Consider the following 23,993-nt stretch of genomic DNA (forward strand, 5'->3'; position numbering starts at 1 on the left):
TGCCTTTCGTTAGGTAAGCTCCCCTTCCGTTACGCAAGCTCTTTGCCTCACTTGCATGACGTGCGTATGACAGGTTTTTCGCGGTTGCATTTACATCTGCTCAAAGATTGAGCAAAAGCTACTCCTAATAGAAGCTAGGCCCTATTTGTGGAAGTGCGTCGAAGCCAAGCCCGAAATAGGTCGAACAGATATACCAGAAGCCGTAAATTGCACCTGAAACGAGCGTCGTCAGCGAAAAGACGAAGACCGGGCGGAAACGGGTCGGCGCGCTCGGCACGGTGCCCAGCACAACATCATTATCATCCGCCTGGGTGCGCAGGCCGATCGGCAGCACGGCGAAAAGCGTGATCCACCAGATGATGAAATAAACTGCGAATCCCTGGAGGAAGGCCTGAAACATCTTGGTTCCCGTCGATATGGTGCCTTGGCGGCAGGTTTTGGCTGCTTATAAGCCGGAATGGCGGCCAGTTCAAAGGGAGCAGAGTGTTTAGGTCACTCTGACGCAGAGCGTCAGACCTGTTCCAGCTCGATCAATGTACCGAAAAAGTCCTTCGGGTGGAGGAAAAGCACCGGCTTGCCATGAGCGCCGATCTTCGGCTCGCCATTGCCAAGCACCCTCGCCCCCGATGCCGTCAGCTGGTCGCGCGCGGCCAGGATATCGTCGACCTCGTAGCAGATGTGATGCATGCCGCCGGACGGGTTCTTCTCGAGGAAGGCCGCAATGGGCGAGGCTTCACCGAGCGGCTGCAGCAGTTCCACCTTGGTGTTCGGCAGCTCCACGAAAACGACCGTGACGCCATGCTCCGGCAGGGACTGTGGCTCGGAGACCACGGCGCCCAGCGTGTCACGATAGCTCGCAGAGGCAGCCTTCAGGTCTGGCACGGCGATGGCGATATGGTTCACCCGGCCGAGCATCACTCAGACCCTGGTGATGAAGACGGTGACGACAGGCTTCTTGCCCCAGGCATTGTTGGCGGCGGCGCGCACGGCGCGGCGCGCAGCCTCCTGCATCATGTCGATATCCTTGCGGCGGGCGCGTGGAATACTCTCGATCGCGCTGATTGCGGCATCGAACAGAGTATCCTCCATATCCTCGCCCTCGTCGTCATAGGCAGGCAGGCCGATTGCCACGAGATCGGGCTCGCCGATGATGTCGTAGCGACTGTCGAGCACAATGCTGACGGCGACATGGCCGACATAAGCAAGCTTCTTGCGCTCGCCTATGCCCATTTCGTCGAAGTCGCCGATCAGTGACCCATCCTTGTAGATGCGGCCATGCGGCGCTTCGTCGATCACCTCGACCGGTCCCGGCGCAAGCCGCAGCAAATCGCCGTTGCGCACGCGCGGCACTGTCGGAATGCCCGACTGTTCTGCAAGCTCCTTATGCGCCGTCAGATGCGTCGCCTCGCCATGCACGGGCACGACGATCTTCGGCCGCGTCCACTCGTACATCTTCTGCAACTCGTTGCGGCGCGGATGGCCGGACACATGCACCAGCGCTTCTGTGTCGGTGATGATATGGACCCCCTGCTCGACGAGACCGTTCTTGATGTCCTGGATCGCCTTCTCATTGCCGGGGATGGCGCGCGAGGAGAAGACGACGATATCGCCGGCGGCAAAGGCCACATTGCGCATCTCGTCGCGGGAAAGCTTGGCAAGGGCAGCGCGCGGCTCACCCTGGCTGCCTGTGAGGATGACGACGACCTTGTCACGCGGGATGAAGCCGTAATCCTCCTCGGAGATGAACGGCTTTATACCCTCCATCAGGCCTATATCCTGGGCAACATCGCACACACGCTTGAGCGAACTTCCCAGCAGCAGCACCTCGCGGCCCGCAGCTTCAGCAGCTTCGGCGACGGTGCGGATACGGCCGACATTCGAAGAGAAGGTGGTGATCGCCACACGTCCCTCGGCATTCTCGATGATCTTGCGCAGGCTCTCCGAGACATCCTTCTCGGAGGGCGAAACGCCATCGCGCAGCGCATTGGTGGAATCGCAGAGCAATGCCAGCACGCCCTCATCGCCGAGCTGACGGAAGCGCGCCTCGTCGGTCAGAGGCCCGAGCGACGGCTCGTGGTCGATCTTCCAGTCGCCGGTGTGGATGACGTTGCCGAGCGGCGTGCGGATCACCAGCGACATGGGCTCGGGGATCGAGTGATTGACGGCAATACCCTCGATGCTGAAGGGACCGACATTGATCCTGTCGCCGGCCTTGAAGATCGTCACCGGCACTTCGCCGATCGCGTCCTTCTCGAAATTGCGCTTGGCTTCCAGCAGGCCGGCCGTGAAGGGAGACGCGTAGACCGGCACGTTGAGCCCCGGCCAGAGATCGGCGAGCGCGCCGTAGTGATCCTCATGGGCGTGCGTGATGATGATCGCCTTGAGGTTCTTGCGCTCATTGGCGAGAAACCGGATATCCGGAAGGACGAGATCAACACCCGGCAGATCCGGTCCCGGAAAGGTGACACCGCAATCTACCATGATCCACTGGCGATGATCCGCCGGGCCGTAACCGTATAGCGCGAGATTCATGCCGATCTCGCCGACGCCGCCCAGGGGCAGAAATACCAGTTCGTCCTGTTTCGCCATAATGTTTGTTTTTTCCACTATCCAAAGAATACATCGCCGGCCGCAATCGGCATTATCCTGCCTGTGCCGGTATCGAGCATCAACAGGCCATTATCATCTATTCCGGCGAAATATCCTGAAATCGACCTGTCGGGCAGATTCACGGTTATCTTTTCGCCAATACCACAGGCGACAGCGCGCCATCGCGTCGTGACCTCGGCAATACCTTGCCCTTCGTCCCAGATGTCAAGCGTCTCGGCCATCGATGCAAAGAGATGGGCGAAGAGCTCCTCAGGCGAAGCCGCACTTCCCTGATCGCGCAGGCAGGTGACAGGATAGATGGGATTGTCGGGCATCACGGATACATTGATGCCGATGCCGATCACGACAGCATGGCGGCCATCAGCCAATCGTTCGCCTTCCACGAGGATGCCGCAGGTCTTCTTGCGTCCGATGAGGATATCATTCGGCCACTTCACCTCCAGCGGCTCCGCACCTAGCGGCAAGACGCTGCGGATCGCCTGGTGCACGGCAACCGCGATTGCCAGCGGCAGGGAGGCAAGGCGCTCCATCGGCGCCGGATCGATGAGGAGAAGCGAGGCATAGAGATTGCCGCGCTCTGAAGCCCAGGGACGACCCCGGCGGCCCCGGCCGCCGGTCTGTCGTTCGGCAGTCACCCAGAGTAGACCGCTGTCCCCTGCCCGAGCCCGGGCAAGGCATTCCGTGTTGGTCGACGATGTATCCGACAAGGCCTCGTGCCTGATATCGCCGAGCGATATCCGGCGCCGCTTGTCGGAAGCCATCAGAACAGCGTTGCCGCAGCGAGCTCAGCCGCGCCGCCGATCGGACCGCCGATGAGAACATAGGCGGCTACAAAGAGGCCGGAGAGACCGAAGACGAGGCGCAGCGAGCCGGAGACACGGGCGAATTCGCCGGTCGCCTCATCGAACCACATCAGCTTGATAACGCGCAGGTAGTAGTAAGCACCAACCACCGAGGCGAGAACACCGATGACAGCAAGCGCATAGAGCTTGGCCTCAATGGCGGCGACGAAGACGAAGTACTTCGCGAAGAAGCCTGCAAGCGGTGGGATACCGGCAAGCGAGAACATCAGTGCGGTCAGCACCACGGCCATGAAGGGGTTCGTCGTCGACAGGCCGGCGAGATCGCTGACGTTTTCGACAACCGTGCCATCCTTGCGGCGCATCGACATGATGATCGCGAAGGAGCCGAGGGTCATGACCATGTAGATCGCCATGTAAAGCATGACGCCGGTGACGCCCGTCTGGTTGCCGGCTGCGAGGCCGACCAGCGCGTAGCCCATGTGACCGATCGAGGAATAGGCCATCAGTCGCTTGATGTTCTTCTGGCCGATGGCCGCAAACGAACCGAGCAGCATGGAGGCGATCGAAATGAAGACGATGACCTGCTGCCAGTCCGTCAGCACTGGCTCGAAGGCGGTGATGACAATACGGGTCATCATCGCCATGGCAGCGACCTTCGGTGCGCTCGCCAGGAAGGCAGTGACCGGGGTCGGCGCGCCTTCATAAACGTCCGGCGTCCACATATGGAACGGAACGGCCGAGATCTTGAAGGCGATGCCGGCGAGGATGAAGACGAGGCCGAAGATCAGACCGAGCGAACGCGCGCCTTCGACCGTCAGCGCCTGGGCGACATCGGCAAAGTGCGTATGGCCGGTAAAGCCGTAGACCAGCGACATGCCGTAGAGCAGCATGCCTGAGGAGAGCGCGCCGAGTACAAAATACTTCAAGCCGGCTTCCGTCGACTTAAGGCTGTCGCGGTTGATCGCAGCGATGACGTAGATCGCCAGAGACTGCAACTCGAGGCCGAGATAGAGCGCGATCAGGTCGTTTGCCGAGATCATCAGCATGATGCCGAGCGTGCACAGCACCAGAAGAACCGGGAACTCGAACTTGTCGAGCTGGTTTTCTCTGGCGAGCCCCACCGACATGAACAACGCAACGAAGGAGCCGATCAACGCGAGAACCTTCATGAAGCGTGCGAAGCCGTCTGCAAGATAAACACCGCCATAGGCAAGCCCGTCGCCAGGGACGAAGATCAGCCAGAGGCCGGAGACGGCAATCACGATCATCGCCAGCGTGCTGACGAGCGGACCGGACCGCTCACCCGCAAAGACGCCGATCATGAGCAGGACGAGAGCACCGATCGCGAGGATGATTTCCGGCGCGGACAGGTACAGGCTCAGGGAGATTGTTTCAGCAGTCATGTCCTAAAGTCCCGTCATTTCATCGACAGCGCAACATTCTGCGCTGCCTGCACTGCGGCCGAATAGCTGTTGATCAGATGGTCTACGGAAGCTGCGGTCGCATCGAAGACCGGAGCCGGATAGACACCGAAGAAGATGGTGAGCGCGATCATCGGGTAGAGGATGATCTGTTCACGCGGCGAAAGGTCGAGCAAAGCCTTCAGCTTTTCCTTCTCCAGCGCGCCGAAGATCACCCGGCGATAGAGCCAGAGCGCATAGGCGGCCGAGAGGATGACGCCGGTAGCGGCAAAGAGCGCAACCCAGGTATTGGCGCGGAAGACGCCGATCAGCGTCAGGAATTCGCCGATGAAGCCCGAAGTGCCCGGCAGGCCGACGTTCGCCATGGTGAAGACCATGAAGGCAACCGCATATTTCGGCATGTTGTTGACCAGGCCGCCATAGGCCGCGATCTCGCGGGTGTGGGTGCGATCATAGATAACACCGACGCAGAGGAAGAGAGCGGCCGAGACGATACCGTGCGACAGCATCTGGAAGATCGAACCCTGCAGACCCTGTGCATTGGCCGCGAAGACGCCCATCGTCACGTAGCCCATATGAGCGACCGAGGAATAGGCGATCAGCTTCTTCATGTCGTCCTGCATCATCGCGACCAACGAGGTGTAGATGATGGCGATGACGGACATCGCGAAGACCAGCGGCGCGAAATAGTCCGATGCGACCGGGAACATGCCGAGCGAGAAACGAATGAGACCGTAGCCGCCGAGCTTCAGGAGCACGCCTGCCAGGATGACGGAACCGGCCGTCGGCGCCTGGACGTGCGCATCCGGGAGCCAAGTGTGGACCGGCCACATCGGCATCTTCACCGCGAAGGAGGCAAAGAAGGCCAGCCACAGCCAGGTCTGCATCGCTGGCGGGAACTTGTAGTTCAGAAGCTGGGCGATATCAGTCGTCCCGGCCTGCCAGTACATGGCCATGATGGCGAGCAGCATCAGCACCGAGCCGAGCAGCGTATATAGGAAGAACTTGTAGCTCGCATAGACGCGGCTCGCACCACCCCAGACACCGATGATGAGGAACATCGGAATGAGGCCGCCTTCGAAGAAGACGTAGAAGAGAACGATATCGAGCGAGACGAAGACACCGACCATCATCACTTCGAGGATGAGGAAGGCAATCATGTATTCCTTCACGCGCTTCTCGATCGAGAGCCAGCTTGCGAGCACGCAGAAAGGCATCAGGAAGGTCGTGAGGATGATGAACAGCATGGAGATGCCGTCGACACCGACATGATAGCCGATGCCGGTGCCGAGCCAGCTATGCTGCTCGATCATCTGGAAGCCCGGATTGGCGTTGTCGAAGCCGATCCAGATGAAGAGCGAGAGGATGAAGGTGAAGACCGTGGTGATCAAGGAGATCCACAGCACGTTCTTGCGGCCGTTCTCGGTTTCGCCGTTCATCAGCAACAGGAGCACCACGCCGACGAGCGGCAGGAATGTGACCGTTGAAAGAATAGGCCAATCGGTCATCAGAGGGAACTCCCGAGCATCATCCAGGTAACGAGCGCCGCAACGCCGATCAGCATCGCGAAGGCATAGTGATAGAGGTAGCCGGTCTGCAAGCGCACGACGCGGTCGGTTACATTGACCACACGGGCAGCAATACCGTTCGGACCGTAGGTATCGATGACGCCGACGTCACCCTTCTTCCAGAGGAAGTTGCCGAGTGCCTTGGCGCTGCGGACGAAGAGGAAGTCGTAGAGTTCGTCGAAGTACCACTTGTTGAGCAGGAACTGGTACAGAACGCGGTGCTGCTGAGCGAGCTTGCGCGGCGTCGAGGGCGACCGGATGTACATGTACCAAGCGGTCACGAAGCCGAGCAGCATGGCGATGAAGGGGCTGAGGCCGACCCATGCCGGAACATGATGGAATTCTTCCACCAGTTCGTTCTCGGCGCCGGTGAAGAGAGCACCCTTCCAGAACTCGGCATATTCCTCGCCGTAGAAACGGCCCTCAAAAAGCCAACCAGCAAAAACTGCGCCAACCGCGAGGAGATAAAGAGGCACCAGCATGACCTGCGGCGATTCATGGACGTGATGCATGACCTCGTGCGAAGCCCGCGGCTTGCCGAAGAACGTCATGAACATCAGGCGCCAGGAATAGAAGCTCGTGAAGAGAGCGGCAATGACCAGCAGTGTAAAGGCGAAGCCCGCAACCGGCGAATGCGACGCATAGGCAGCCTCGATGATGACGTCCTTCGAGAAGAAGCCAGCAAGGCCGAAGGATGTGAAGGGGATGCCGACACCGGTGATGGCCAGTGTACCGATGAACATCATCCAGAACGTCATCTTGATGTGCGGACGCAGGCCGCCCATGTAGCGCATGTCCTGCTCGCCATCGACGGCGTGGATGACCGAACCGGCGCAGAGGAAGAGCAGAGCCTTGAAGAAGGCGTGCGTGAAGAGGTGGAAGATTGCCGCGCCATAGGCGCCGACGCCGAGGGCGACGAACATGTAGCCGAGCTGAGAGCAGGTCGAGTAGGCGATGACGCGCTTGATGTCGTTCTGCACGAGGCCGACTGTCGCCGCGAAGAAGGCGGTGATCGCGCCGATGATCGTCACGACGACGAGCGCATCATGCGAGAGTTCGAAGATCGGCGACATACGGGCGACGAGGAAGACACCGGCGGTCACCATGGTTGCGGCATGGATGAGTGCCGATACCGGGGTTGGACCTTCCATGGCGTCCGGCAGCCAGGTGTGCAGCAGGAACTGCGCCGACTTACCCATCGCGCCCATGAAGAGCAGCAGGCAGGCGCCGGTCAGCGCATGCGCCTTGTCGAGATGCATGCCGAAGAGGTTCAGGACCACTTCGCCGGCTTCACCGCCGCCTTCCGCCGGAGCGAAGGTCGAAGCATTGGCGAAGATCGTATCGAGATTGATCGAGCCGAACAGCACGAAGACGCTGGCGATGCCAAGCACGAAGCCGAAGTCGCCGACGCGGTTGACGATGAAGGCCTTTATTGCAGCCGCCGATGCCGAGGGCTTCTTATACCAGAAGCCGATCAGCAAATACGAGGCCAGACCCACGCCTTCCCAGCCGAAGAACATCTGGGCGAGATTGTCGGAGGTCACCAGCATGAGCATGGCGAAGGTGAAGAGCGAGAGATAGGCGAAGAAGCGCGGGCGATGCGGATCGGTGTGCATGTAGCCGATCGAGTAGACGTGCACCAGGGTCGAGACCGTATTGACGACGATCAGCATGACCGAGGTCAGCGTATCGACACGCAGCGACCAGGAGACGTCGATGCCGCCGGACTGGATCCAGCGCAGAACCTCGACCTTGATGGCGCCCTCGGGATGACCGAGTGCAACCGTGAAGAAGACGACCCAGGACAGGATGGCGGCGATGATCATCAGGCCGCTGGTGACATATTCCGACGCCTTGGCACCGATCGCACGGCCGAAGAGGCCGGCAATGATCGCGCCGATCAGGGGAAGGAAGACGATAGCCTTATAGAGGAACATGAGCCGCTCAGCCCTTCATCATATTGACGTCTTCGACCGCGATCGAACCGCGGTTGCGGTAGAAGACAACGAGAATTGCAAGACCGATCGCCGCTTCAGCAGCAGCAACAGTCAGAATGAACAGTGCGAACACCTGGCCGACGATGTCGTTGAGGAACGACGAGAAGGCGACCATGTTGATGTTGACCGACAACAGGATCAATTCGACCGACATCAGGATGACGATGATGTTCTTCCGGTTCAGGAAGATGCCGAAGATGCCGATCGTGAAGAGGATGGCGCTGACCGTGAGATAGTGGGAAAGTCCGATGACCATGTTCTTTGTTCCTTGACCTCTCGGTTCAGTTCACGCCCTGGCCCGGCTTGACCTTGATCACCTCGACGGCGGTCGCGGGCGTGCGGGCAACCTGGCGGGAAATATTCTGCCGCTTGATATTGGTGCGATGCTTCAGCGTCAGCACGATCGCGCCGATCATGGCGACCAGCAGGACCAGGCCGGCGATCTGGAAGAAGTAGACGTAATTCGTGTAGAGCACGTCGCCGAGAGCAGCCGTATTGGTGCGTTCGGTAAGCGCCGGGATCGGCATGGCGACCGTCTTGGCAATCTCGGGCGAGATCGCGCTGCCGCCGATGACGACGATGAGTTCGGCCGCGAGGATGAGACCGATCAGCGCGCCGATCGGCGCATATTCGAGAACACCGGCGCGAAGCTCGGTGAAGTCGATGTCGAGCATCATCACCACGAAGAGGAAGAGAACCGCGACCGCACCCACATAGACGACAAGCAGGATCATCGCCAGGAATTCGGCACCCAGCAGCAGGAAGAGGCCCGCGGCATTGAAGAACACCAGGATCAGGAACAGAACCGAGTGAACCGGGTTCTTCGCCCAGATGACCATGAACGCCGACGCTATCGCGACAAAGGCGAAAAGATAGAAAAATAGAGCCTGCAGACCCATGTTGGTGCCTTTTTCATCTTCCCCCGGGCAGCCGGGAGTTTCCCTGCCCGATAGGGCTTCGCGCAGCTTCCGCCGGCAAAGCCCGGTGCATGTTGACCGCAGTGGACGAGAGCGCCCCATCAGCGGCATTTCAAATTTCAATCAACGATACGGCGCATCCATCGCCATGTTGCGGGCGATTTCACGCTCCCACCGGTCACCGTTGTCGAGCAGCTTCTGCTTGTCGAAGTAAAGCTCTTCGCGGGTCTCGGTGGCGAATTCGAAATTCGGGCCTTCGACGATCGCATCGACCGGGCATGCCTCCTGGCAGAAGCCGCAATAGATGCACTTCACCATGTCGATGTCGTAACGCACCGTACGGCGCGTGCCGTCATTGCGGCGCGGGCCGGCTTCGATGGTGATCGCCTGAGCGGGACAGATCGCTTCGCACAGCTTGCAGGCGATGCAGCGCTCTTCGCCGTTCGGATAGCGGCGCAGTGCATGTTCGCCGCGGAAGCGCGGACTGACCGGACCCTTTTCGAAGGGGTAGTTGATCGTCGCCTTCTGCTTGAAGAAGTACCGCATCGACAGGAAAAAAGCGCCGACGAATTCCTTCAGGAAGAGCGAGTTGATGGAGGCGGACAGGCTTCCCATCTTATTCTCCAATTTTGCCGGAAACGAGGTTGGACATCAGCCGGCCCATCCCGTCAGTTTCAGGACGAATGCAACGATGATGACCATAGCGAGCGACAGCGGAAGGAAGACCTTCCAGCCGAGACGCATGAGCTGGTCGTAGCGGTAACGGGGCACGAAAGCCTTGACCATGGCGAACATGAAGAACACCAGGCACGCCTTCAGCATGAACCAGATGATGCCCGGCACCCAGTTGATGAGCCAGAAATCGACCGGCGGCAGCCAGCCTCCCAGGAAGAGGATCGTCGTCAGCGAGCACATCAGTACGACGGCTGCATATTCACCGAGCATGAACATCATGTACGGAGCTGAACCGTATTCGACCATGAAGCCAGCGACGAGTTCGGATTCTGCTTCCGGAAGGTCGAAGGGCGGGCGGTTCGTCTCGGCAAGTGCGGAGATGAAGAAGACGATGAACATCGGGAACAGCGCCAGCCAGTGCCAGTCGAGGAACGAGTTCGGCAGGCCGATCATCGTGCCGAGACCGGTGCGCTGAGCGTTGACGATGTCAGTCAGGTTCAGCGAGCCGACGCAGAGAAGGACGGTGACGATGACGAAGCCGATCGAGACTTCGTAGGACACCATCTGCGCTGCGGAGCGCAGCGCGCCGAGGAACGGATACTTCGAGTTCGAAGCCCAGCCGCCCATGATGATGCCGTAGACTTCGAGCGAAGAGATCGCAAAGATATAGAGGATGCCGACATTGATGTTGGCAACCACCCAGCCGTCAGCGAGCGGCACGACCGCCCAGGTCGACAGCGCCAGAAGCACTGTCACGAGCGGAGCAAGCAGGAAGACGGCCTTGTTGGCGCCAGCCGGAATGACCGGCTCCTTGAAGACGAACTTCAGAAGGTCCGCGAAGGACTGGAACAGGCCGAAGGGGCCGACGACGTTCGGACCGCGGCGCAGCTGGACGGCAGCCCATATCTTGCGGTCGGCCAGAAGGACGTAAGCGATGAAGACCAGCAGGCAGACGAGCAGCAGCAGTGACTGACCGATCATGATGATCGCCGGCCAGACATAGGTCGAGAAGAAAGAATCCATGAGTTCCTGCCCTTACTCTGCCGCGACTTTGAAATTGTTGCGGGCCAACGCCGAGCACTCGGCCATGACAGCCGAGGCGCGCGCTATCGGGTTCGTCAAATAGAAGTCTTTGACCGACGACGCAAACCCGGATTTGTTCATCTTACCGGCTTTTTTCGCCAGTGCGGCAATTTGGGCGCTATCGCCTTCGGCGATCTCATCCACGGCCGCAAAATGCGGGAATGCCGCATAGAGTTTGCCGCGCAATTCGCCGAGAGAATCAAAGGGAAGCTTCTTGCCGAGCACATCGGAAAGGGCGCGGATGATCGCCCAGTCTTCGCGGGCGTCGCCCGGCGCAAAACCGGCGCGGTTCCCCATCTGGACGCGGCCTTCGGTGTTGACCCAGGTGCCGGACTTTTCCGTATAGGCGGCAGCCGGCAGGATGACATCGGCGCCATGCGCACCGTTGTCGCCATGCGAGCCGATATAGACTGTGAATTTTGCAGCCTTTGCCGAGACGTCAAATTCATCAGCACCGAGCAGGAAGAGCACGTCCATCGTCTTCAGCATCTCGGCTGCATTGCCCCCCTTGGCGCCCGGCACGAAGCCAAGGTCGAGGCCGCCGACGCGGGAGGCTGCAGTGTGCAGCACGGCAAAGCCGTTCCAGCCTTCAGCGATTGCGCCGACATTGACGGCGAGCTTGGCGGCGGTTGCGAGAACGCCTGCGCCATCCGTGCGGGTCAGCGCACCCTGGCCGATGATGATCATCGGCTTGGAAGCCTTGGAGAGGACTTCGGCGAAGGCGTGGCCGCCATCGAGGATGTCCTTCAGCGTATCCGGACCTGCGCCGAGATAATCATACTTGTAGCGCATCTCGCCGCCCTCACCGATCACACCGATCGGGAAGCCGCCGCGACGGTAACGCTTGCGGATGCGAGCATTGAGAATGGCTGCTTCGAAGCGCGGGTTGGCGCCGACGATGAGCAGCGCGTCGGCCTGTTCGATGCCTGATATGGTCGGGTTGAAGAGGTAGCTTGCGCGGCCGAGCGACGGATCAAGTGCCGCCCCATCCTGGCGACAGTCGAGGTTCTCGGAACCCAGCGACTTTACCAGTTCGGAAAGCGCATACATTTCTTCGACCGAAGCGAGGTCGCCGGCAATTGCGCCGATCTTGTCGCCCGACGTTGCCGATACGGCAGCCTTGATGGCGCCGAAAGCTTCGCCCCAGCTCGCCGGCTGCAGGCGGCCGTCCTTGCGGACGTAAGGGCGGTCGAGGCGTTGCGTCTTCAGTCCGTCCCAGACGTGACGGGTCTTGTCGGAGATCCACTCTTCGTTCACGGCTTCGTTGACACGCGGCAGGATGCGCATGACTTCGCGGCCGCGGGTATCGACGCGGATTGCCGAACCGACAGCGTCCATGACGTCGATCGATTCGGTCTTGTTCAGTTCCCAAGGCCGAGCCGTGAAGGCGAAGGGCTTGGAGGTCAGAGCGCCGACCGGGCAGAGGTCAACGACGTTGCCCTGCAGCTCGGAGGTCATGGCCTGCTCGAGATAGGTGGTGATTTCAGCATCTTCGCCGCGGCCGATCAGGCCGAGTTCGGAAATACCGGCGACTTCCGTCGTGAAGCGGACGCAGCGCGTGCAGTGAATGCAGCGGTTCATCACCGTCTTGACGAGCGGGCCGATATACTTGTCTTCGACGGCGCGCTTGTCTTCCTGATAGCGCGATGTGTCGATACCGAATGCCATCGCCTGGTCCTGCAGGTCGCATTCGCCGCCCTGGTCGCAGATCGGGCAATCCAGCGGATGGTTGATCAGCAGGAATTCCATCACGCCTTCGCGGGCCTTCTTGACCATCGGCGTGTTGGTGAAGACTTCAGGCAGTTCACCGTTCGGGCCGCCGCGAATATCGCGCACACCCATGGCGCAAGAAGCTTGCGGTTTCGGCGGACCGCCCTTGACCTCGACGAGGCACATACGGCAATTGCCGGCAACCGACAGACGCTCATGGAAGCAGAAGCGCGGAACTTCAGCACCGGCCTCTTCGCACGCCTGAATCAGCGTGTAATGATCCGGAACTTCGATCTCGTTACCGTCAATCTTCAGTTTTGCCATCGTCACTCAGTCCTGTTTCCCATTCGCCGGGCACCGGCAAACAAACCTATTTTTGCAACATCCATATTGCCAAGACAGACCTTTCGTCCGTCCTGGCGCGGAATTGCCCAAATTCTCTTTCGCTGGTTCCGAGATCCGAAACCCGCCATCGGCACCACAACCCGGAGCCCCTGCCCCGTTGATCGATATGCCATTCCTCCGGCCATGGCCTGCGGCCGGAAACCTACTTCTTCCTGCGGCCCCGTGTCGCCAGCACCTTGGCCTGACCAACCCAGTCGTCACGCAGGATGCGACCGTCGAAGCCAAGTTCGGCGTCCAGGCTCACAACGTCGGCGTCGCTCCATGCCGCGATATCAGCAAAGGTGCGGATGCCTCTTTTGTTCAACACCTGCTCCAGCTTCGGACCGATGCCGGCGATCAGCTTCAGGTCGTCAGCCTTCCTGGACCTTGCGGCGGGCTTCGCCTTGGCAACCGTAGGCTTCGCGGCTTCCGCTGCCGGGGCCTTGCTGGAAACCACCGTCAGCTTCGGCTTTGCCGCCTTACGAACCGGCGCAACCGTTTCAGCCGGGCGAATATTTTCCGGACGGATATCCATCTCGGGTGTTTCTTCGTCCGGCGGCGTTTCATCGAGCGCTGCGGCGGCCATGTTCGCCGTCTCGAACGCGCCCTGCAGCGCGCCGAAGAAAACGCCGGCCATCTGCGTGGAAATGCCAAAACCGATCGCCGTGGCTGCGGCAAATGCCGCAGCTGGATGCGCCATCAGCGGATGAACGGGCATCGCGCGCGCATTTTCCAGCATGCCGGCAGCAAGACGGCCAAAGTCAGCCGCGAAATCGGATGCCCTTTCTCCCACCTTGCTGTCGGATGCCTTGGTCGTCATGCGCTTACTCAGCCGCCTCCAGAACCGCACCGTGATCGAGCGCATTGGCCGTATACTGGTCGATGCGAGCTTCGATCTCCGGACGGAAGTTACGGATCAGACCCTGCACCGGCCATGCGGCGGCGTCGCCAAGCGCACAGATGGTGTGGCCTTCGATCTGCTTGGTGACCTGGAAGAGCATGTCGATTTCGCGCTTCTGGGCGTTGCCGCGCGCCATGCGTTCCATCACGCGCCACATCCAGCCGGTGCCTTCGCGGCACGGCGTGCACTGGCCGCAGCTCTCATGCTTGAAGAAGGCGGAGATACGGGCGATCGCCTTGATGACGTCTGTGGACTTGTCCATGACGATCGAGGCGGCCGTACCGAAGGAGGAGCCGACGGCGCGCAGGCCGTCGAAGTCCATCGGGCAGTCGATGATGTCCTTGGCCGGAACGATCGGGCACGATGCGCCGCCTGGAATAACGGCCAGCAGATTGTCCCAGCCGCCGCGGATACCGCCGGCATGCTTATCCACCAATTCGCGGAAGGTGATGCCCATGCTCTCTTCGACCGTGCACGGCTTGTTGACGTGACCGGAGAGCATGAAGAGCTTGGTGCCGACATTGTTCGGGCGGCCGAAGGACGAGAACCAGCCGGCGCCGCGGCGCAGAATGGTCGGGGCAACAGCGATCGATTCAACGTTGTTGACCGTTGTCGGGCAGCCGTAGAGACCCATATTGGCAGGGAATGGCGGCTTCAGGCGCGGCTGGCCCTTCTTGCCTTCAAGGCTTTCGAGCAGCGCAGTTTCTTCGCCGCAGATATAAGCACCGGCGCCATGATGGACATAGATGTCCATGTCCCAGCCGAGCTTGTTGTTCTTGCCGAGAAGCCCGGCATCATAACATTCGTCGATTGCCGCCTGCAGGGCCTCACGCTCGCGGATATATTCGCCGCGCACATAGATATAGGCGGCATTGGCGCCCATGGCGAAGCTCGCGACGACACAGCCTTCGATCAGCGTATGCGGATCGTTGCGCATGATGTCGCGGTCCTTGCAGGTACCGGGTTCCGATTCGTCGGCATTGACGACGAGGTAGTGCGGACGCCCATCGCTCTGCTTGGGCATGAACGACCACTTGAGACCCGTCGGGAAGCCTGCGCCACCACGGCCGCGAAGGCCGGAAGCCTTCATCTCCTCGATGATCCAGTCACGGCCCTTTTCGAGGATCTGTTTGGTGCCATCCCAGTGGCCGCGGCTCATCGCGCCCTTCAGGGATTTGTCCTTGAGGCCGTAGATGTTGGTAAAGATGCGGTCTTTATCTTCTAACATGCTTCACACCTCTTACCGCGGCTTCTTGCCGAAGACCTTGATATATTCCGCTTCGCCGCCCTTGGCGAGCGCCTTGGCCTGCTTGACCCAGTCGTCACGCTCGATACGGCCGCGGAAATTCAGGAAACCATCGACCCATTCGCGCTCGGCCTTCTTCCAGCCTGCAATCTGAGCGAAGGTGAAGATGCCGATTTCATGCAACGTTGCTTCGATCTTCGGACCAACGCCGGAGATCATCTTGAGATCATCGGGAGCGGCAGGCTTTTCGATGCCGGCCGGGCGATTCTTGTCGGTCAGCAACGGCTTCACAGCGGCTTCAGCGACAGGTTTCGGCGCGGGCTCGGAAGCGGCTGTGCCGGACAGCGGCTGAACTTCGGCAGCCTTGGCATTCTTGGCGGATGCCTTCGGTGCCGTTGCCGGCGTCTTCAGCGCCGCATTGGTCTCGGCATCGGTGCTCTTCGGACGTGCAGCCTCGGAGGGCGGAACGGTAGCGCCGTCTGCCGATGCAGTCGTTGGGGCCTTGTCAACCCAAGTGCGGGTGACAGCAACGTCGCCCAGCAGGGTCGTCGGACCACCTTCGGGCGAGGACAGGTGACGGTCGATCTGCGGGCCGACCTTGACGCTCGCGCCATTGCCGGCTGCAAACGTATCGATGATTTCTTCGAGGCGCTCGGGCGTCAGATCCTCATAGGTATCCTTGCCGATCATCACCATGGGTGCGTTGACGCAGGCCCCGAGACATTCGACCTCTTCCCACGAGAGCGTGCCCTCGGCATTGCGCTCGAACGGGTGCTGGTGGATCTTGCTGCGGCAGACGCCCATCAGCTTTTCCGAGCCGCGCAGCATGCAGGGCGTCGTGCCGCAGACCTGCACGTGAGCGCGAGTGCCAACCGGATGAAGCTGGAACTGGGTGTAGAAGGTCGCGACTTCGAGAACGCGGATATAGGCCATGTCCAGCATGTCGGCGATCTTTTCGATCGCCGGGCGGGTGACCCAACCATCTTGTTCCTGTGCCCGCATCAACAGCGGAATGACCGCGGACTGCTGACGGCCTGCGGGATATTTCTGAATCGTCTTTTCCGCCCAAACCGCATTTTCATCGCTGAAAGCGAATGCGGCCGGCTGGAATTGATCTTCGGCTAATCGACGAACGGACATTCTTCCTCACGCCTTGTCAGTTTAGCGTTCCACACCGCGAAGCAGTCAAAGACTGCATTTCACAGGCATAGGCCGACTGGTCTTTTTGCATAAATACCACGAACTTGCCGCCATTCGGCACGGCGGCCTTGATTTGATAGCCCTTGGACAAAAGGTCGCCCATGGACGATTGCTCTGCCGCCGGCTGCGCTTCCTCGTGGCCCAGCGGCGTGCCGAGCTTTCCAGCTTCCTGCGCAAAGGCAGCGGAAGCCGAAAGAAGGAGTGCTGCTGCAAGCGACAGAGCCTGCATTACCGGTCCACCTCGCCGAACACGATGTCGAGCGAGCCGAGAACAGCCGCGACGTCGGCAAGCTGGTGGCCACGACACATGAAATCCATCGCCTGCAGATGCGCATAACCCGGAGCACGGATCTTGCAGCGATAGGGCTTATTGGTGCCGTCGGAGACGAGGTAGACGCCGAATTCGCCCTTCGGCGCTTCGACGGCGGCATAAACTTCACCGGCCGGAACGTGATAGCCTTCGGTATAGAGTTTGAAGTGGTGGATCAGCGCTTCCATCGAACGCTTCATCTCGCCGCGCTTCGGCGGAACGACCTTGCCGTCGATCGAGGAGAACGGTCCCGTCTTCGCATCACCGAGCAGGCGGTTCACGCACTGCTTCATGATCTTCACGGATTCGCGCATCTCGATCATGCGGATCAGGTAACGATCATAGTTATCGCCGTTCTTGCCGATCGGAATGTCGAACTCAAGATCCGAATAGCATTCATAGGGCTGCGCGCGGCGCAGGTCCCAGGCAGCGCCCGAACCGCGCACCATGACGCCCGAGAAGCCCCAGGCCCAGCAATCTTCCAGCGAGACGACGCCGATATCGACGTTACGCTGCTTGAAAATGCGGTTGCCGGTCAGAAGATCGTCGATATCGTCGAGCTTGCCAGGAAATTCGTCGCACCACTTGCCGATATCCTGGACGAGCTGTTCCGGCAGATCCTGGTGAACGCCGCCCGGACGGAAGTAAGCGGCATGCATGCGGGAGCCGCTGGCGCGCTCATAGAAGACCATCAGCTTTTCGCGCTCTTCGAAGCCCCAGAGCGGCGGCGTCAGCGCTCCGACGTCCATGGCCTGCGTCGTAACGTTCAGCAGATGCGACAGAATACGGCCGATTTCCGAGTAGAGGACGCGGATCAACTGGCCGCGAATCGGGATCTCGATGCCGAGCAGCTTTTCGACCGCCAGCGCATAGGCGTGTTCCTGGTTCATCGGCGCCACGTAGTCGAGGCGGTCGAAGTAAGGAACGGCCTGCAGATAGGTCTTGGTCTCGATCAGCTTTTCGGTACCGCGGTGCAGCAGGCCGATATGCGGATCGACGCGCTCCACGATTTCGCCGTCAAGCTCAAGCACAAGACGCAGAACGCCGTGCGCTGCCGGATGCTGCGGCCCGAAATTGATGTTGAAGTTACGGACGTTATGTTCGGTCATGGCGATGGGCTCGCTTTTTCAGGTAGTCAGTGAACGGCGGGCTTTCGGCCCGCCACACGCCTTAAACTTACTGCTTCGCCTTTTCGTCGCCCGGCAGCACATATTCCGTGCCTTCCCAAGGGGACAAGAAATCGAAATTGCGGAATTCCTGCTTCAGTTCGACAGGTTCGTAAACGACGCGCTTTGCCGCATCGTCGTAGCGAACCTCGACGAAACCGGTCGTCGGGAAGTCCTTGCGCAGCGGATGACCTTCGAAACCGTAGTCGGTCAGGATCCGGCGCAGGTCCGGGTGGCCGGTGAAGAGAACGCCGTACATGTCCCAGGTCTCGCGCTCGAACCAGTCAGCGCCCGGATAAACGGCGCAGGCGGACGGAACCGGCGTATCCTCGTCGGTCGCCACCTTCACCCGGATGCGCAGGTTCTGCTTCGGAGACAGAATATGATAGACGACATCGAAGCGCAGCTCGCGCTGCGGCCAGTCGACGCCGCAAATATCCGTCAGGTTGACGAAGCCGCATTTGGCGTCGTCGCGCAGGAAGGTCAGCAGCGGAATCAGGTTATCGCCAGTCGTCGTCAGCGTCAGCTCGTCATATTTGAGCTGCGAGGCAGCAATCAGATTGCCGCGCGCCTCCGAAAGGTACGACGAAAGCTCAATGAGGGCTTCGCTCATAATGTCCAGTCCTTGCCCTTAGCGTTCGATCGTGCCGGTGCGGCGGATCTTCTTCTGCAGCAGAAGCACGCCGTAAAGCAGCGCTTCGGCTGTGGGGGGACAGCCCGGCACGTAGATGTCGATCGGCACAACGCGGTCGCAACCACGGACGACCGAATAGGAATAGTGGTAGTAGCCGCCGCCATTGGCGCAGGAACCCATCGAGATGACGTAACGCGGCTCAGGCATCTGGTCGTAGACCTTGCGAAGCGCAGGCGCCATCTTGTTGGTCAGCGTTCCGGCGACGATCATGACGTCGGACTGGCGCGGCGAGGCGCGCGGCGCGAAGCCGAAACGCTCGACGTCGTAACGCGGCATGGAGAGCTGCATCATTTCGACGGCGCAGCAGGCAAGACCGAAGGTCATCCACATCAGCGAGCCGGTACGGGCCCAGTTGATCAGCTCATCGGTCGAGGTGACGAGGAAACCCTTGTCGGCGAGCTCGTTGTTGATCTCGCCGAAGAACGCGTCGTTGCTGCCGATCGGCTTGCCGGTGGAGGGATCGATGATCCCCTTCGGCTGCTGCGCTACGAGCGTCTGATTGCTAGCGGGGGCTACTCCCATTCCAGGGCTCCCTTCTTCCATTCATAGATAAAGCCGATGGTCAGCACCAGAAGGAAGACCATCATGGACCAGAAGCCGAACCAGCCGATGGCGCCGAAGGAAACGGCCCACGGAAACAGGAAGGCGACTTCGAGGTCGAAGATGATGAAGAGAATCGACACGAGGTAGAAGCGGATATCGAACTTCATACGGGCGTCGTCGAATGCATTGAAGCCGCATTCGTAAGCCGAGAGCTTTTCCGAATCGGGCGCCTTGAAGGCAACGGCAAACGGCGCAATGAGAAGCGCCAGGCCGATAACGAGCGCGATGCCGATGAAAATAGCGATCGGAATATAGGAACTGAGCAGTTCAGTCATCATGTTCATCCCTGCTTGCGGGCGGCGCCGGGCGGCGCAACTGGGCAAATGCCCGGCAAGCGAACGTGCGTTGCAACAAGCCGTGGTTAGCGCAGCCGGAGCCCCGGCGCAAGACTTTTACAGAAGCTATTCGAACAGCGTGAGACGGACATTATCAAGCAGATGCAACGATGTCGCGACAAATCCGCAAATGTCGTGGAAGGCCGCATGGCTGACCCTCAGAAACTGCATGGCTTTTTGGAGATAAGTGGCGCGAGTGACGGGGCTCGAACCCGCGACCTCCGGCGTGACAGGCCGGCACTCTAACCGACTGAGCTACACCCGCGCATCGGACCTTTCGGGCCGTGAGGATACCACGAAACCGGACGGATAGCGTCAATTTGACGCCTGCTTGAAATGGCGCGAGTGACGGGGCTCGAACCCGCGACCTCCGGCGTGACAGGCCGGCACTCTAACCGACTGAGCTACACCCGCATTCTTTCAAGCAATCCGGTGCCTGGGCACCTTCTCCAAACGGGCTGGCCGTTGGGATGAGCGGCTAACTAAGGGGTTCGCCTTTTAGTGTCAAGCAGGTTTGGAGACAAAACCATGACAGTCCTGAAATTGTTTCGGAAGGCTTTCTCGATCCCCCCGGCAAATCGGCGATTCTGCTTTATCTGCGGACCTCGTATCCGTTGCGTCAGGTTTTCCACAAGCAGCCCCTCACGGATGTCGCGGGGATGTCTGAAACGCCCCTGCCCGCAACAGAGCTTCCCAATGGAAGCTCGAATCGCATGCGCCCCCTCAGAGCCTGAAGTTCCTTGCAGCCGCCTCAGGCCCTGCCGGCATATTGTTCGTCGCTGACCTGCTCCAGCCAGTCCGCGACGCTGCCGTTCAATGCTTCCTGAATGGCGATATGGCTCATGGCGGTCTCGGGGCTTGCTCCATGCCAGTGCTTCTCGCCCGGTGGGAACCACACGACATCACCCGGGCGGATTTCCCTGATTTCCCCGCCCCATGCCTGAGCGAGGCCGCTGCCTGACGTAACGATCAGCGTCTGGCCCAAGGGATGCGTATGCCAGGCGGTGCGCGCGCCCGGCTCGAAGGTCACGTGAGCGCCCCGCACGCGCGCCGGCTCCGGCGCCTCGACGAGCGGATCGAGACGGACGGAGCCGGTGAAATAATCGGCCTGGCCCTTCGTGGAGGGGCGCGAGCCTGCAGTCTTGATATCCATGATCTTTCCTGTTCTTCCGTCATCTGCGGTTGAAGCCGTCGTGGACAAGGATATTTGATCGCAGCAGGCGATCCAAGCTCCATCGTCGATTGCCGCTCTACCTGGCGCCTGCTACTGCGAAGGCCTTTCATCACGAACAGAGGATTTCCATGAAACATCATGCTTTTGGCCGCCTCCCCTTTACCGTCACCGATGTCGGCTTCGGTGCCTGGCAGATCGGCGGCTCCTGGGGCGATGTCAGCGAAGCGGATGGCCGTGCTGCCTTGAATGCCGCGCTCGATGCCGGCATGACCTTCATCGATACCGCCGACGTCTATGGCGACGGCCGCTCCGAAAAGATCATCGCCGATGTGCTGAAGGCACGCGGCGGCGAACGCCCGATGGTCGCGACCAAGGCCGGCCGCCGTCTGAACCCGCATGTCGCCGACGGCTACACCAAGGCCAATCTGGAAGGCTTCATCGACCGCAGCCTGAAAAACCTGCAGGTGGACAGCCTCGATCTCGTGCAGCTTCACTGCCCGCCGACGGAGGTGCTCTATCGCCCCGAGGTCTTCGCGGCTCTGGACGAGTTGCAGAAGGCCGGCAAGATCAAGGGCTACGGCGTCAGCGTCGAGAAGGTCGAGGAAGCGCTGAAGGCGATCGAATATCCCGGCGTCGTCAGCATCCAGATCATCTACAACATCTTCCGCCAGCGTCCCGACCATCTGTTCTTCGCTGAGGCCCGCCGCAAGAATGTGGCAATCATCGCGCGCGTGCCGCTTGCCAGCGGCCTGCTCTCCGGCAAGATCAGCCGCGACACGAAGTTCGCAAGCGACGACCACCGCAACTTCAATCGCCATGGCGAAGCCTTCGATGTTGGCGAGACCTTCGCAGGCGTGCCCTTCGAGGTCGGTCTGCAGGCGGTCGAGGAAGTGCGCAAGCTCGTTCCGGCTGATGCCAGCATGGCCGCTTTTGCATTGCGGTGGATCCTGATGGCGGATGCCGTCACTGTCGTCATTCCCGGTGCACGCAATGCCGAACAGGCCAAGGCGAATGCAGCCGCCGCCGATCTTGCGCCGCTCCCTGCCGACGTCATGGCCGCCACTCGCGAGATCTATGAGCGTCTGATCGCGCCGCATGTGCATCAGCGCTGGTAAGCCCTGACTGCCATTCAAGCCCGGCTGGTCAGTTGGCCGGGCTTTATCATCATAAGAAGGACCAGATCAGACCGTCACGACAATCTTGCCGAACTGCTCGTTCGATTCCAGGAAGCGGTGCGCCTCGACGATCTGCTCGAAGGGGAATGTCCTTGATATGACAGGCTTCAGCGTGCCGGAGGCCAGCCCTTCGAAAATAAAGGTCTTTGCGGCTTGCAGCCGCGCCGGATCGCGGATGATCTCATGGACGAGATAGCCACGGAGCATCAGGCATCTGCCGAGCACGGCAGGCAAAGGAAACGGTGTTGGCTGCGGGCTTAATCCACCGTATTCGATGAGAATGCCGCCTGACGACATCGCCGCCGTCAGCGGTTCGAAGATAGATCCGGCTACCGCGTCGAGGACGACACGAACGCCCCCGTGCCCCGTGATTTCCTTTAGTCGTGGTTCCAAGTCTTCCTCCTGCGATGCGATGACATGCGCAGCACCGGCCTCATACAATGCCTGGCGCTTCGAAGACGTTCTCGTGATCGCAATCGGTGTGGCGCCGATCCCGTTGGCGATCTGGATTGCAGCGAGACCCACACTGCTCGATGCAGCGGTGATCGCGACAAACTCCCCTTTTGAAAGTCGAGCGATATCGATAAGGGCGCCGTAGGCAGTCAGATATGGCATCCAGACAGCGGCGGCTTCCTCCCAGGAAAGGGCAGGCGGATGCCTGACAATAGATCCGGCGGGAAAGGTGACCAGTTCACCATAAGCCGGCGAGCGCACCATTGAGATCGGCGGGATGATGCTGACAGCGTCGCCGGGCGCAAAGCCGTTTACGCCTTGGCCTACCGCCTCGATGATGCCTGCCGCCTCAAGACCGAGACCCGACGGCAGCGGCGCGGTTTCGATATAGGTGCCGGATCGTAGCAGAGCCTCCGCCCGATTGATCCCAAGAGCCTTGACGCGGATCTGAACCTGCCCCGGCCTGGGCGCAGGAATATCCATATCCTCAATGCGCAAAACTTCAGCACCACCGAATTCGTGAAAGCGGACTATGCGTGCCATTCCCATCAACTCCAAAACAATTGAACCGAATGAGCTATGACAATTGGGACGAGGAAGATAAATTGGCCCAAAGGCAAGACAGAAGAAACCATGAGTTTGCAATATGGATCGTCTCACCAGCATGACCGTCTTCGTGAAGGCCGTGGACCTGGGCTCGTTTGCGGCAGCGGCGGCAGCACTCGACCTATCCGGGCCAATGGTCGGCAAGCACATCCGCTTTCTTGAGGAGCGATTGGGGGTCAGCCTTATCACCCGGACGACGCGGCGCCAGAGCCTGACGGATTTCGGACGCGCCTATTATGAGCGCTGCCGGATGATCCTTGCCGAGACGGAGGCCGCGGATGCACTCGCGATCGATCATCTTTCCGAACCATGCGGAAAGCTGCGGGTCACCATGCCCGTGCATTTTGGGCGGCATTGCGTGCTTCCGGTTCTGCTCGAGCTTGCAAAGCGATATCCGAACGTCGAACTCGATCTGTCGCTCAGCGATCCCATTACCGATCTCGCCGATGACGGTTACGATCTCGCGATCCGTACCGGCGAACTGGCGGACAGGTCAGGCATTATCGCGCGACGCGTCGCGCGCCAGCGCATGGTGGTCTGCGCGTCAGCGAGCTATCTCGATGCGCATGGTAGACCGGAGCAGATCGAAGATATCGGCAGGCACAATGCGATCATCTACGCGCGCTCTGCCCGCTTCAGCCCATGGCTCTTCCCGCATGGCGACCAGCCTCCGGTGGAAGTTCGGCCGAACAGCCGATTGCGACTCGATGATCTCGATGCGATTGCAGATGCGGCAACGGCCGGCATGGGGCTTGCCTGGCTGCCCTACTGGCTCATTCGCGACCGCGTGCAGGCTGGAGCGCTCGAGGTGTTGCTGCCGGGTCAGCCGGAGTTTCTCTATGACTGCCATGCGCTATGGCTGCAGACACCGCACCTGCCGCTCAGGATCCGTCTTGCCGTCGACGCATTGGCGGCCGCGCTGCCCAAATTTATGGTTTAGGTTAGTCGGGCCGTCAGCGTGA

General features: G+C 60.3%; 24 protein-coding genes and 2 tRNA genes. 2 read left to right on the top strand and 24 right to left on the bottom strand.

Translation table 11 applies throughout. The features are described from left to right. Positions 1–124 precede the first annotated feature (124 nt). The 23 genes from H4W29_RS02140 to H4W29_RS02250 all read right to left on the bottom strand — a co-directional run bounded on the left by H4W29_RS02140 (position 125) and on the right by H4W29_RS02250 (position 20,776). Entirely contained in the window at positions 125–400 is a 276-nt protein-coding gene (locus H4W29_RS02140) for a DUF1467 family protein (RefSeq protein ID WP_192727455.1), read from the bottom strand. A gap of 110 nt (positions 401–510) precedes the next feature. Then, the gene (mce, locus tag H4W29_RS02145) at positions 511–915 is read right to left on the bottom strand and encodes a methylmalonyl-CoA epimerase (protein ID WP_192727456.1); all 405 of its coding nucleotides are present in this window, start codon (positions 913–915) and stop codon (positions 511–513) included. Positions 916–918: 3 nt separating this feature from the next. Next, on the bottom strand, positions 919–2,589 hold the full coding sequence (locus H4W29_RS02150; RefSeq protein WP_192727457.1) for a ribonuclease J: 1,671 nt from the start codon (positions 2,587–2,589) through the stop codon (positions 919–921). A gap of 17 nt (positions 2,590–2,606) precedes the next feature. Continuing rightward, a complete protein-coding gene (locus tag H4W29_RS02155) occupies positions 2,607–3,371 on the bottom strand; it encodes a biotin--[acetyl-CoA-carboxylase] ligase (RefSeq protein WP_192727458.1) in 765 nt (254 codons plus the stop codon). Then, a complete protein-coding gene (gene nuoN / locus H4W29_RS02160; RefSeq protein ID WP_192727459.1) occupies positions 3,371–4,816 on the bottom strand; it encodes an NADH-quinone oxidoreductase subunit NuoN in 1,446 nt (481 codons plus the stop codon). The genes H4W29_RS02155 and nuoN overlap by 1 nt, the downstream gene beginning before the upstream one ends. A 14-nt stretch (positions 4,817–4,830) precedes the next feature. Next, positions 4,831–6,342 (bottom strand): NADH-quinone oxidoreductase subunit M, encoded by a 1,512-nt coding sequence (locus tag H4W29_RS02165; protein ID WP_192727460.1) that lies wholly within the window; start codon positions 6,340–6,342, stop codon positions 4,831–4,833. Beyond that, positions 6,342–8,339, bottom strand: a complete 1,998-nt coding sequence (nuoL, locus tag H4W29_RS02170; RefSeq protein ID WP_192727461.1) for an NADH-quinone oxidoreductase subunit L — start codon at positions 8,337–8,339, stop codon at positions 6,342–6,344. Before nuoL ends, H4W29_RS02165 begins: the two co-directional genes overlap by 1 nt. A gap of 7 nt (positions 8,340–8,346) precedes the next feature. Beyond that, the gene (gene nuoK, locus H4W29_RS02175) at positions 8,347–8,655 is read right to left on the bottom strand and encodes an NADH-quinone oxidoreductase subunit NuoK (RefSeq protein ID WP_007823900.1); all 309 of its coding nucleotides are present in this window, start codon (positions 8,653–8,655) and stop codon (positions 8,347–8,349) included. 25 nt (positions 8,656–8,680) lie between these two features. Further along, positions 8,681–9,298, bottom strand: a complete 618-nt coding sequence (locus H4W29_RS02180) for an NADH-quinone oxidoreductase subunit J (RefSeq protein WP_192727462.1) — start codon at positions 9,296–9,298, stop codon at positions 8,681–8,683. A gap of 141 nt (positions 9,299–9,439) precedes the next feature. Then, positions 9,440–9,931 (bottom strand): NADH-quinone oxidoreductase subunit NuoI, encoded by a 492-nt coding sequence (gene nuoI, locus H4W29_RS02185; protein WP_192727463.1) that lies wholly within the window; start codon positions 9,929–9,931, stop codon positions 9,440–9,442. Between the two features lie 36 nt (positions 9,932–9,967). Then, positions 9,968–11,014 (bottom strand): NADH-quinone oxidoreductase subunit NuoH, encoded by a 1,047-nt coding sequence (nuoH, locus tag H4W29_RS02190; protein WP_192727464.1) that lies wholly within the window; start codon positions 11,012–11,014, stop codon positions 9,968–9,970. Between the two features lie 12 nt (positions 11,015–11,026). After that, positions 11,027–13,108, bottom strand: coding sequence for an NADH-quinone oxidoreductase subunit NuoG (nuoG, locus tag H4W29_RS02195; RefSeq protein WP_192727465.1), 2,082 nt, complete (start codon positions 13,106–13,108; stop codon positions 11,027–11,029). 223 nt (positions 13,109–13,331) lie between these two features. Beyond that, the gene (locus H4W29_RS02200) at positions 13,332–13,988 is read right to left on the bottom strand and encodes a helix-hairpin-helix domain-containing protein (RefSeq protein WP_192727466.1); all 657 of its coding nucleotides are present in this window, start codon (positions 13,986–13,988) and stop codon (positions 13,332–13,334) included. Between the two features lie 4 nt (positions 13,989–13,992). Then, positions 13,993–15,297 (bottom strand): NADH-quinone oxidoreductase subunit NuoF, encoded by a 1,305-nt coding sequence (nuoF, locus tag H4W29_RS02205; protein WP_192727467.1) that lies wholly within the window; start codon positions 15,295–15,297, stop codon positions 13,993–13,995. A gap of 12 nt (positions 15,298–15,309) precedes the next feature. Then, positions 15,310–16,455 (bottom strand): NADH-quinone oxidoreductase subunit E, encoded by a 1,146-nt coding sequence (locus tag H4W29_RS02210; RefSeq protein WP_192727468.1) that lies wholly within the window; start codon positions 16,453–16,455, stop codon positions 15,310–15,312. A gap of 16 nt (positions 16,456–16,471) precedes the next feature. Further along, entirely contained in the window at positions 16,472–16,744 is a 273-nt protein-coding gene (locus H4W29_RS02215) for a hypothetical protein (protein WP_192727469.1), read from the bottom strand. Then, positions 16,744–17,934, bottom strand: coding sequence for an NADH-quinone oxidoreductase subunit D (locus tag H4W29_RS02220; protein WP_192727470.1), 1,191 nt, complete (start codon positions 17,932–17,934; stop codon positions 16,744–16,746). Before H4W29_RS02220 ends, H4W29_RS02215 begins: the two co-directional genes overlap by 1 nt. A 67-nt stretch (positions 17,935–18,001) precedes the next feature. After that, positions 18,002–18,604 carry an NADH-quinone oxidoreductase subunit C gene (locus H4W29_RS02225; protein WP_192727471.1) on the bottom strand — a complete coding sequence of 201 codons (603 nt, stop codon included), beginning with the start codon at positions 18,602–18,604 and terminating at the stop codon, positions 18,002–18,004. 18 nt (positions 18,605–18,622) lie between these two features. Beyond that, complete coding sequence (locus tag H4W29_RS02230) at positions 18,623–19,207, bottom strand: NuoB/complex I 20 kDa subunit family protein (protein ID WP_037096229.1); 585 nt, start codon at positions 19,205–19,207, stop codon at positions 18,623–18,625. Continuing rightward, complete coding sequence (locus H4W29_RS02235) at positions 19,198–19,563, bottom strand: NADH-quinone oxidoreductase subunit A (protein ID WP_008521906.1); 366 nt, start codon at positions 19,561–19,563, stop codon at positions 19,198–19,200. The genes H4W29_RS02230 and H4W29_RS02235 overlap by 10 nt, the downstream gene beginning before the upstream one ends. 248 nt (positions 19,564–19,811) lie before the next feature. Next, positions 19,812–19,888: transfer RNA gene (locus tag H4W29_RS02240), tRNA-Asp, on the bottom strand. A 72-nt stretch (positions 19,889–19,960) separates the two neighbouring features. Further along, positions 19,961–20,037 (bottom strand) — tRNA-Asp (locus tag H4W29_RS02245). Between the two features lie 337 nt (positions 20,038–20,374). Then, on the bottom strand, positions 20,375–20,776 hold the full coding sequence (locus H4W29_RS02250; RefSeq protein WP_192727472.1) for a (R)-mandelonitrile lyase: 402 nt from the start codon (positions 20,774–20,776) through the stop codon (positions 20,375–20,377). A gap of 149 nt (positions 20,777–20,925) precedes the next feature. On the opposite strand from H4W29_RS02250, the gene H4W29_RS02255 reads away from it, so the two are divergent. Next, positions 20,926–21,912: an aldo/keto reductase gene (locus tag H4W29_RS02255; protein ID WP_192727473.1), complete on the top strand. Its 987-nt coding sequence runs from the start codon at positions 20,926–20,928 to the stop codon at positions 21,910–21,912. Between the two features lie 66 nt (positions 21,913–21,978). Here H4W29_RS02255 and H4W29_RS02260 read toward each other — a convergent pair whose 3' ends face one another. After that, a complete protein-coding gene (locus H4W29_RS02260; RefSeq protein WP_192727474.1) occupies positions 21,979–22,968 on the bottom strand; it encodes a zinc-dependent alcohol dehydrogenase family protein in 990 nt (329 codons plus the stop codon). A gap of 103 nt (positions 22,969–23,071) precedes the next feature. On the opposite strand from H4W29_RS02260, the gene H4W29_RS02265 reads away from it, so the two are divergent. Further along, entirely contained in the window at positions 23,072–23,971 is a 900-nt protein-coding gene (locus H4W29_RS02265; protein ID WP_192727475.1) for a LysR family transcriptional regulator, read from the top strand. Positions 23,972–23,993 lie beyond the last annotated feature (22 nt).

The sequence above is a fragment of the Rhizobium viscosum genome (assembly GCF_014873945.1).
GTDB classification, from domain to species: domain Bacteria; phylum Pseudomonadota; class Alphaproteobacteria; order Rhizobiales; family Rhizobiaceae; genus Rhizobium; species Rhizobium viscosum.

Coding starts and splice junctions, on each gene's coding strand:
- H4W29_RS02250 (WP_192727472.1), bottom strand. CDS start 20,776: ATGGATATCAAGACTGCAGGCTCGCGCCCCTCCACGAAGGGCCAGGCC.
- H4W29_RS02140 (WP_192727455.1), bottom strand. CDS start 400: ATGTTTCAGGCCTTCCTCCAGGGATTCGCAGTTTATTTCATCATCTGG.
- H4W29_RS02225 (WP_192727471.1), bottom strand. CDS start 18,604: ATGAGCGAAGCCCTCATTGAGCTTTCGTCGTACCTTTCGGAGGCGCGC.
- nuoL (WP_192727461.1), bottom strand. CDS start 8,339: ATGTTCCTCTATAAGGCTATCGTCTTCCTTCCCCTGATCGGCGCGATC.
- H4W29_RS02180 (WP_192727462.1), bottom strand. CDS start 9,298: ATGGGTCTGCAGGCTCTATTTTTCTATCTTTTCGCCTTTGTCGCGATA.
- H4W29_RS02215 (WP_192727469.1), bottom strand. CDS start 16,744: ATGCAGGCTCTGTCGCTTGCAGCAGCACTCCTTCTTTCGGCTTCCGCT.
- nuoN (WP_192727459.1), bottom strand. CDS start 4,816: ATGACTGCTGAAACAATCTCCCTGAGCCTGTACCTGTCCGCGCCGGAA.
- mce (WP_192727456.1), bottom strand. CDS start 915: ATGCTCGGCCGGGTGAACCATATCGCCATCGCCGTGCCAGACCTGAAG.
- H4W29_RS02255 (WP_192727473.1), top strand. CDS start 20,926: ATGAAACATCATGCTTTTGGCCGCCTCCCCTTTACCGTCACCGATGTC.
- H4W29_RS02220 (WP_192727470.1), bottom strand. CDS start 17,934: ATGACCGAACATAACGTCCGTAACTTCAACATCAATTTCGGGCCGCAG.
- H4W29_RS02155 (WP_192727458.1), bottom strand. CDS start 3,371: ATGGCTTCCGACAAGCGGCGCCGGATATCGCTCGGCGATATCAGGCAC.
- H4W29_RS02260 (WP_192727474.1), bottom strand. CDS start 22,968: ATGGCACGCATAGTCCGCTTTCACGAATTCGGTGGTGCTGAAGTTTTG.
- H4W29_RS02200 (WP_192727466.1), bottom strand. CDS start 13,988: ATGACGACCAAGGCATCCGACAGCAAGGTGGGAGAAAGGGCATCCGAT.
- nuoK (WP_007823900.1), bottom strand. CDS start 8,655: ATGGTCATCGGACTTTCCCACTATCTCACGGTCAGCGCCATCCTCTTC.
- nuoH (WP_192727464.1), bottom strand. CDS start 11,014: ATGGATTCTTTCTTCTCGACCTATGTCTGGCCGGCGATCATCATGATC.
- H4W29_RS02265 (WP_192727475.1), top strand. CDS start 23,072: ATGGATCGTCTCACCAGCATGACCGTCTTCGTGAAGGCCGTGGACCTG.
- H4W29_RS02235 (WP_008521906.1), bottom strand. CDS start 19,563: ATGACTGAACTGCTCAGTTCCTATATTCCGATCGCTATTTTCATCGGC.
- nuoF (WP_192727467.1), bottom strand. CDS start 15,297: ATGTTAGAAGATAAAGACCGCATCTTTACCAACATCTACGGCCTCAAG.
- H4W29_RS02210 (WP_192727468.1), bottom strand. CDS start 16,455: ATGTCCGTTCGTCGATTAGCCGAAGATCAATTCCAGCCGGCCGCATTC.
- H4W29_RS02165 (WP_192727460.1), bottom strand. CDS start 6,342: ATGACCGATTGGCCTATTCTTTCAACGGTCACATTCCTGCCGCTCGTC.
- H4W29_RS02150 (WP_192727457.1), bottom strand. CDS start 2,589: ATGGCGAAACAGGACGAACTGGTATTTCTGCCCCTGGGCGGCGTCGGC.
- nuoG (WP_192727465.1), bottom strand. CDS start 13,108: ATGGCAAAACTGAAGATTGACGGTAACGAGATCGAAGTTCCGGATCAT.
- nuoI (WP_192727463.1), bottom strand. CDS start 9,931: ATGGGAAGCCTGTCCGCCTCCATCAACTCGCTCTTCCTGAAGGAATTC.
- H4W29_RS02230 (WP_037096229.1), bottom strand. CDS start 19,207: ATGGGAGTAGCCCCCGCTAGCAATCAGACGCTCGTAGCGCAGCAGCCG.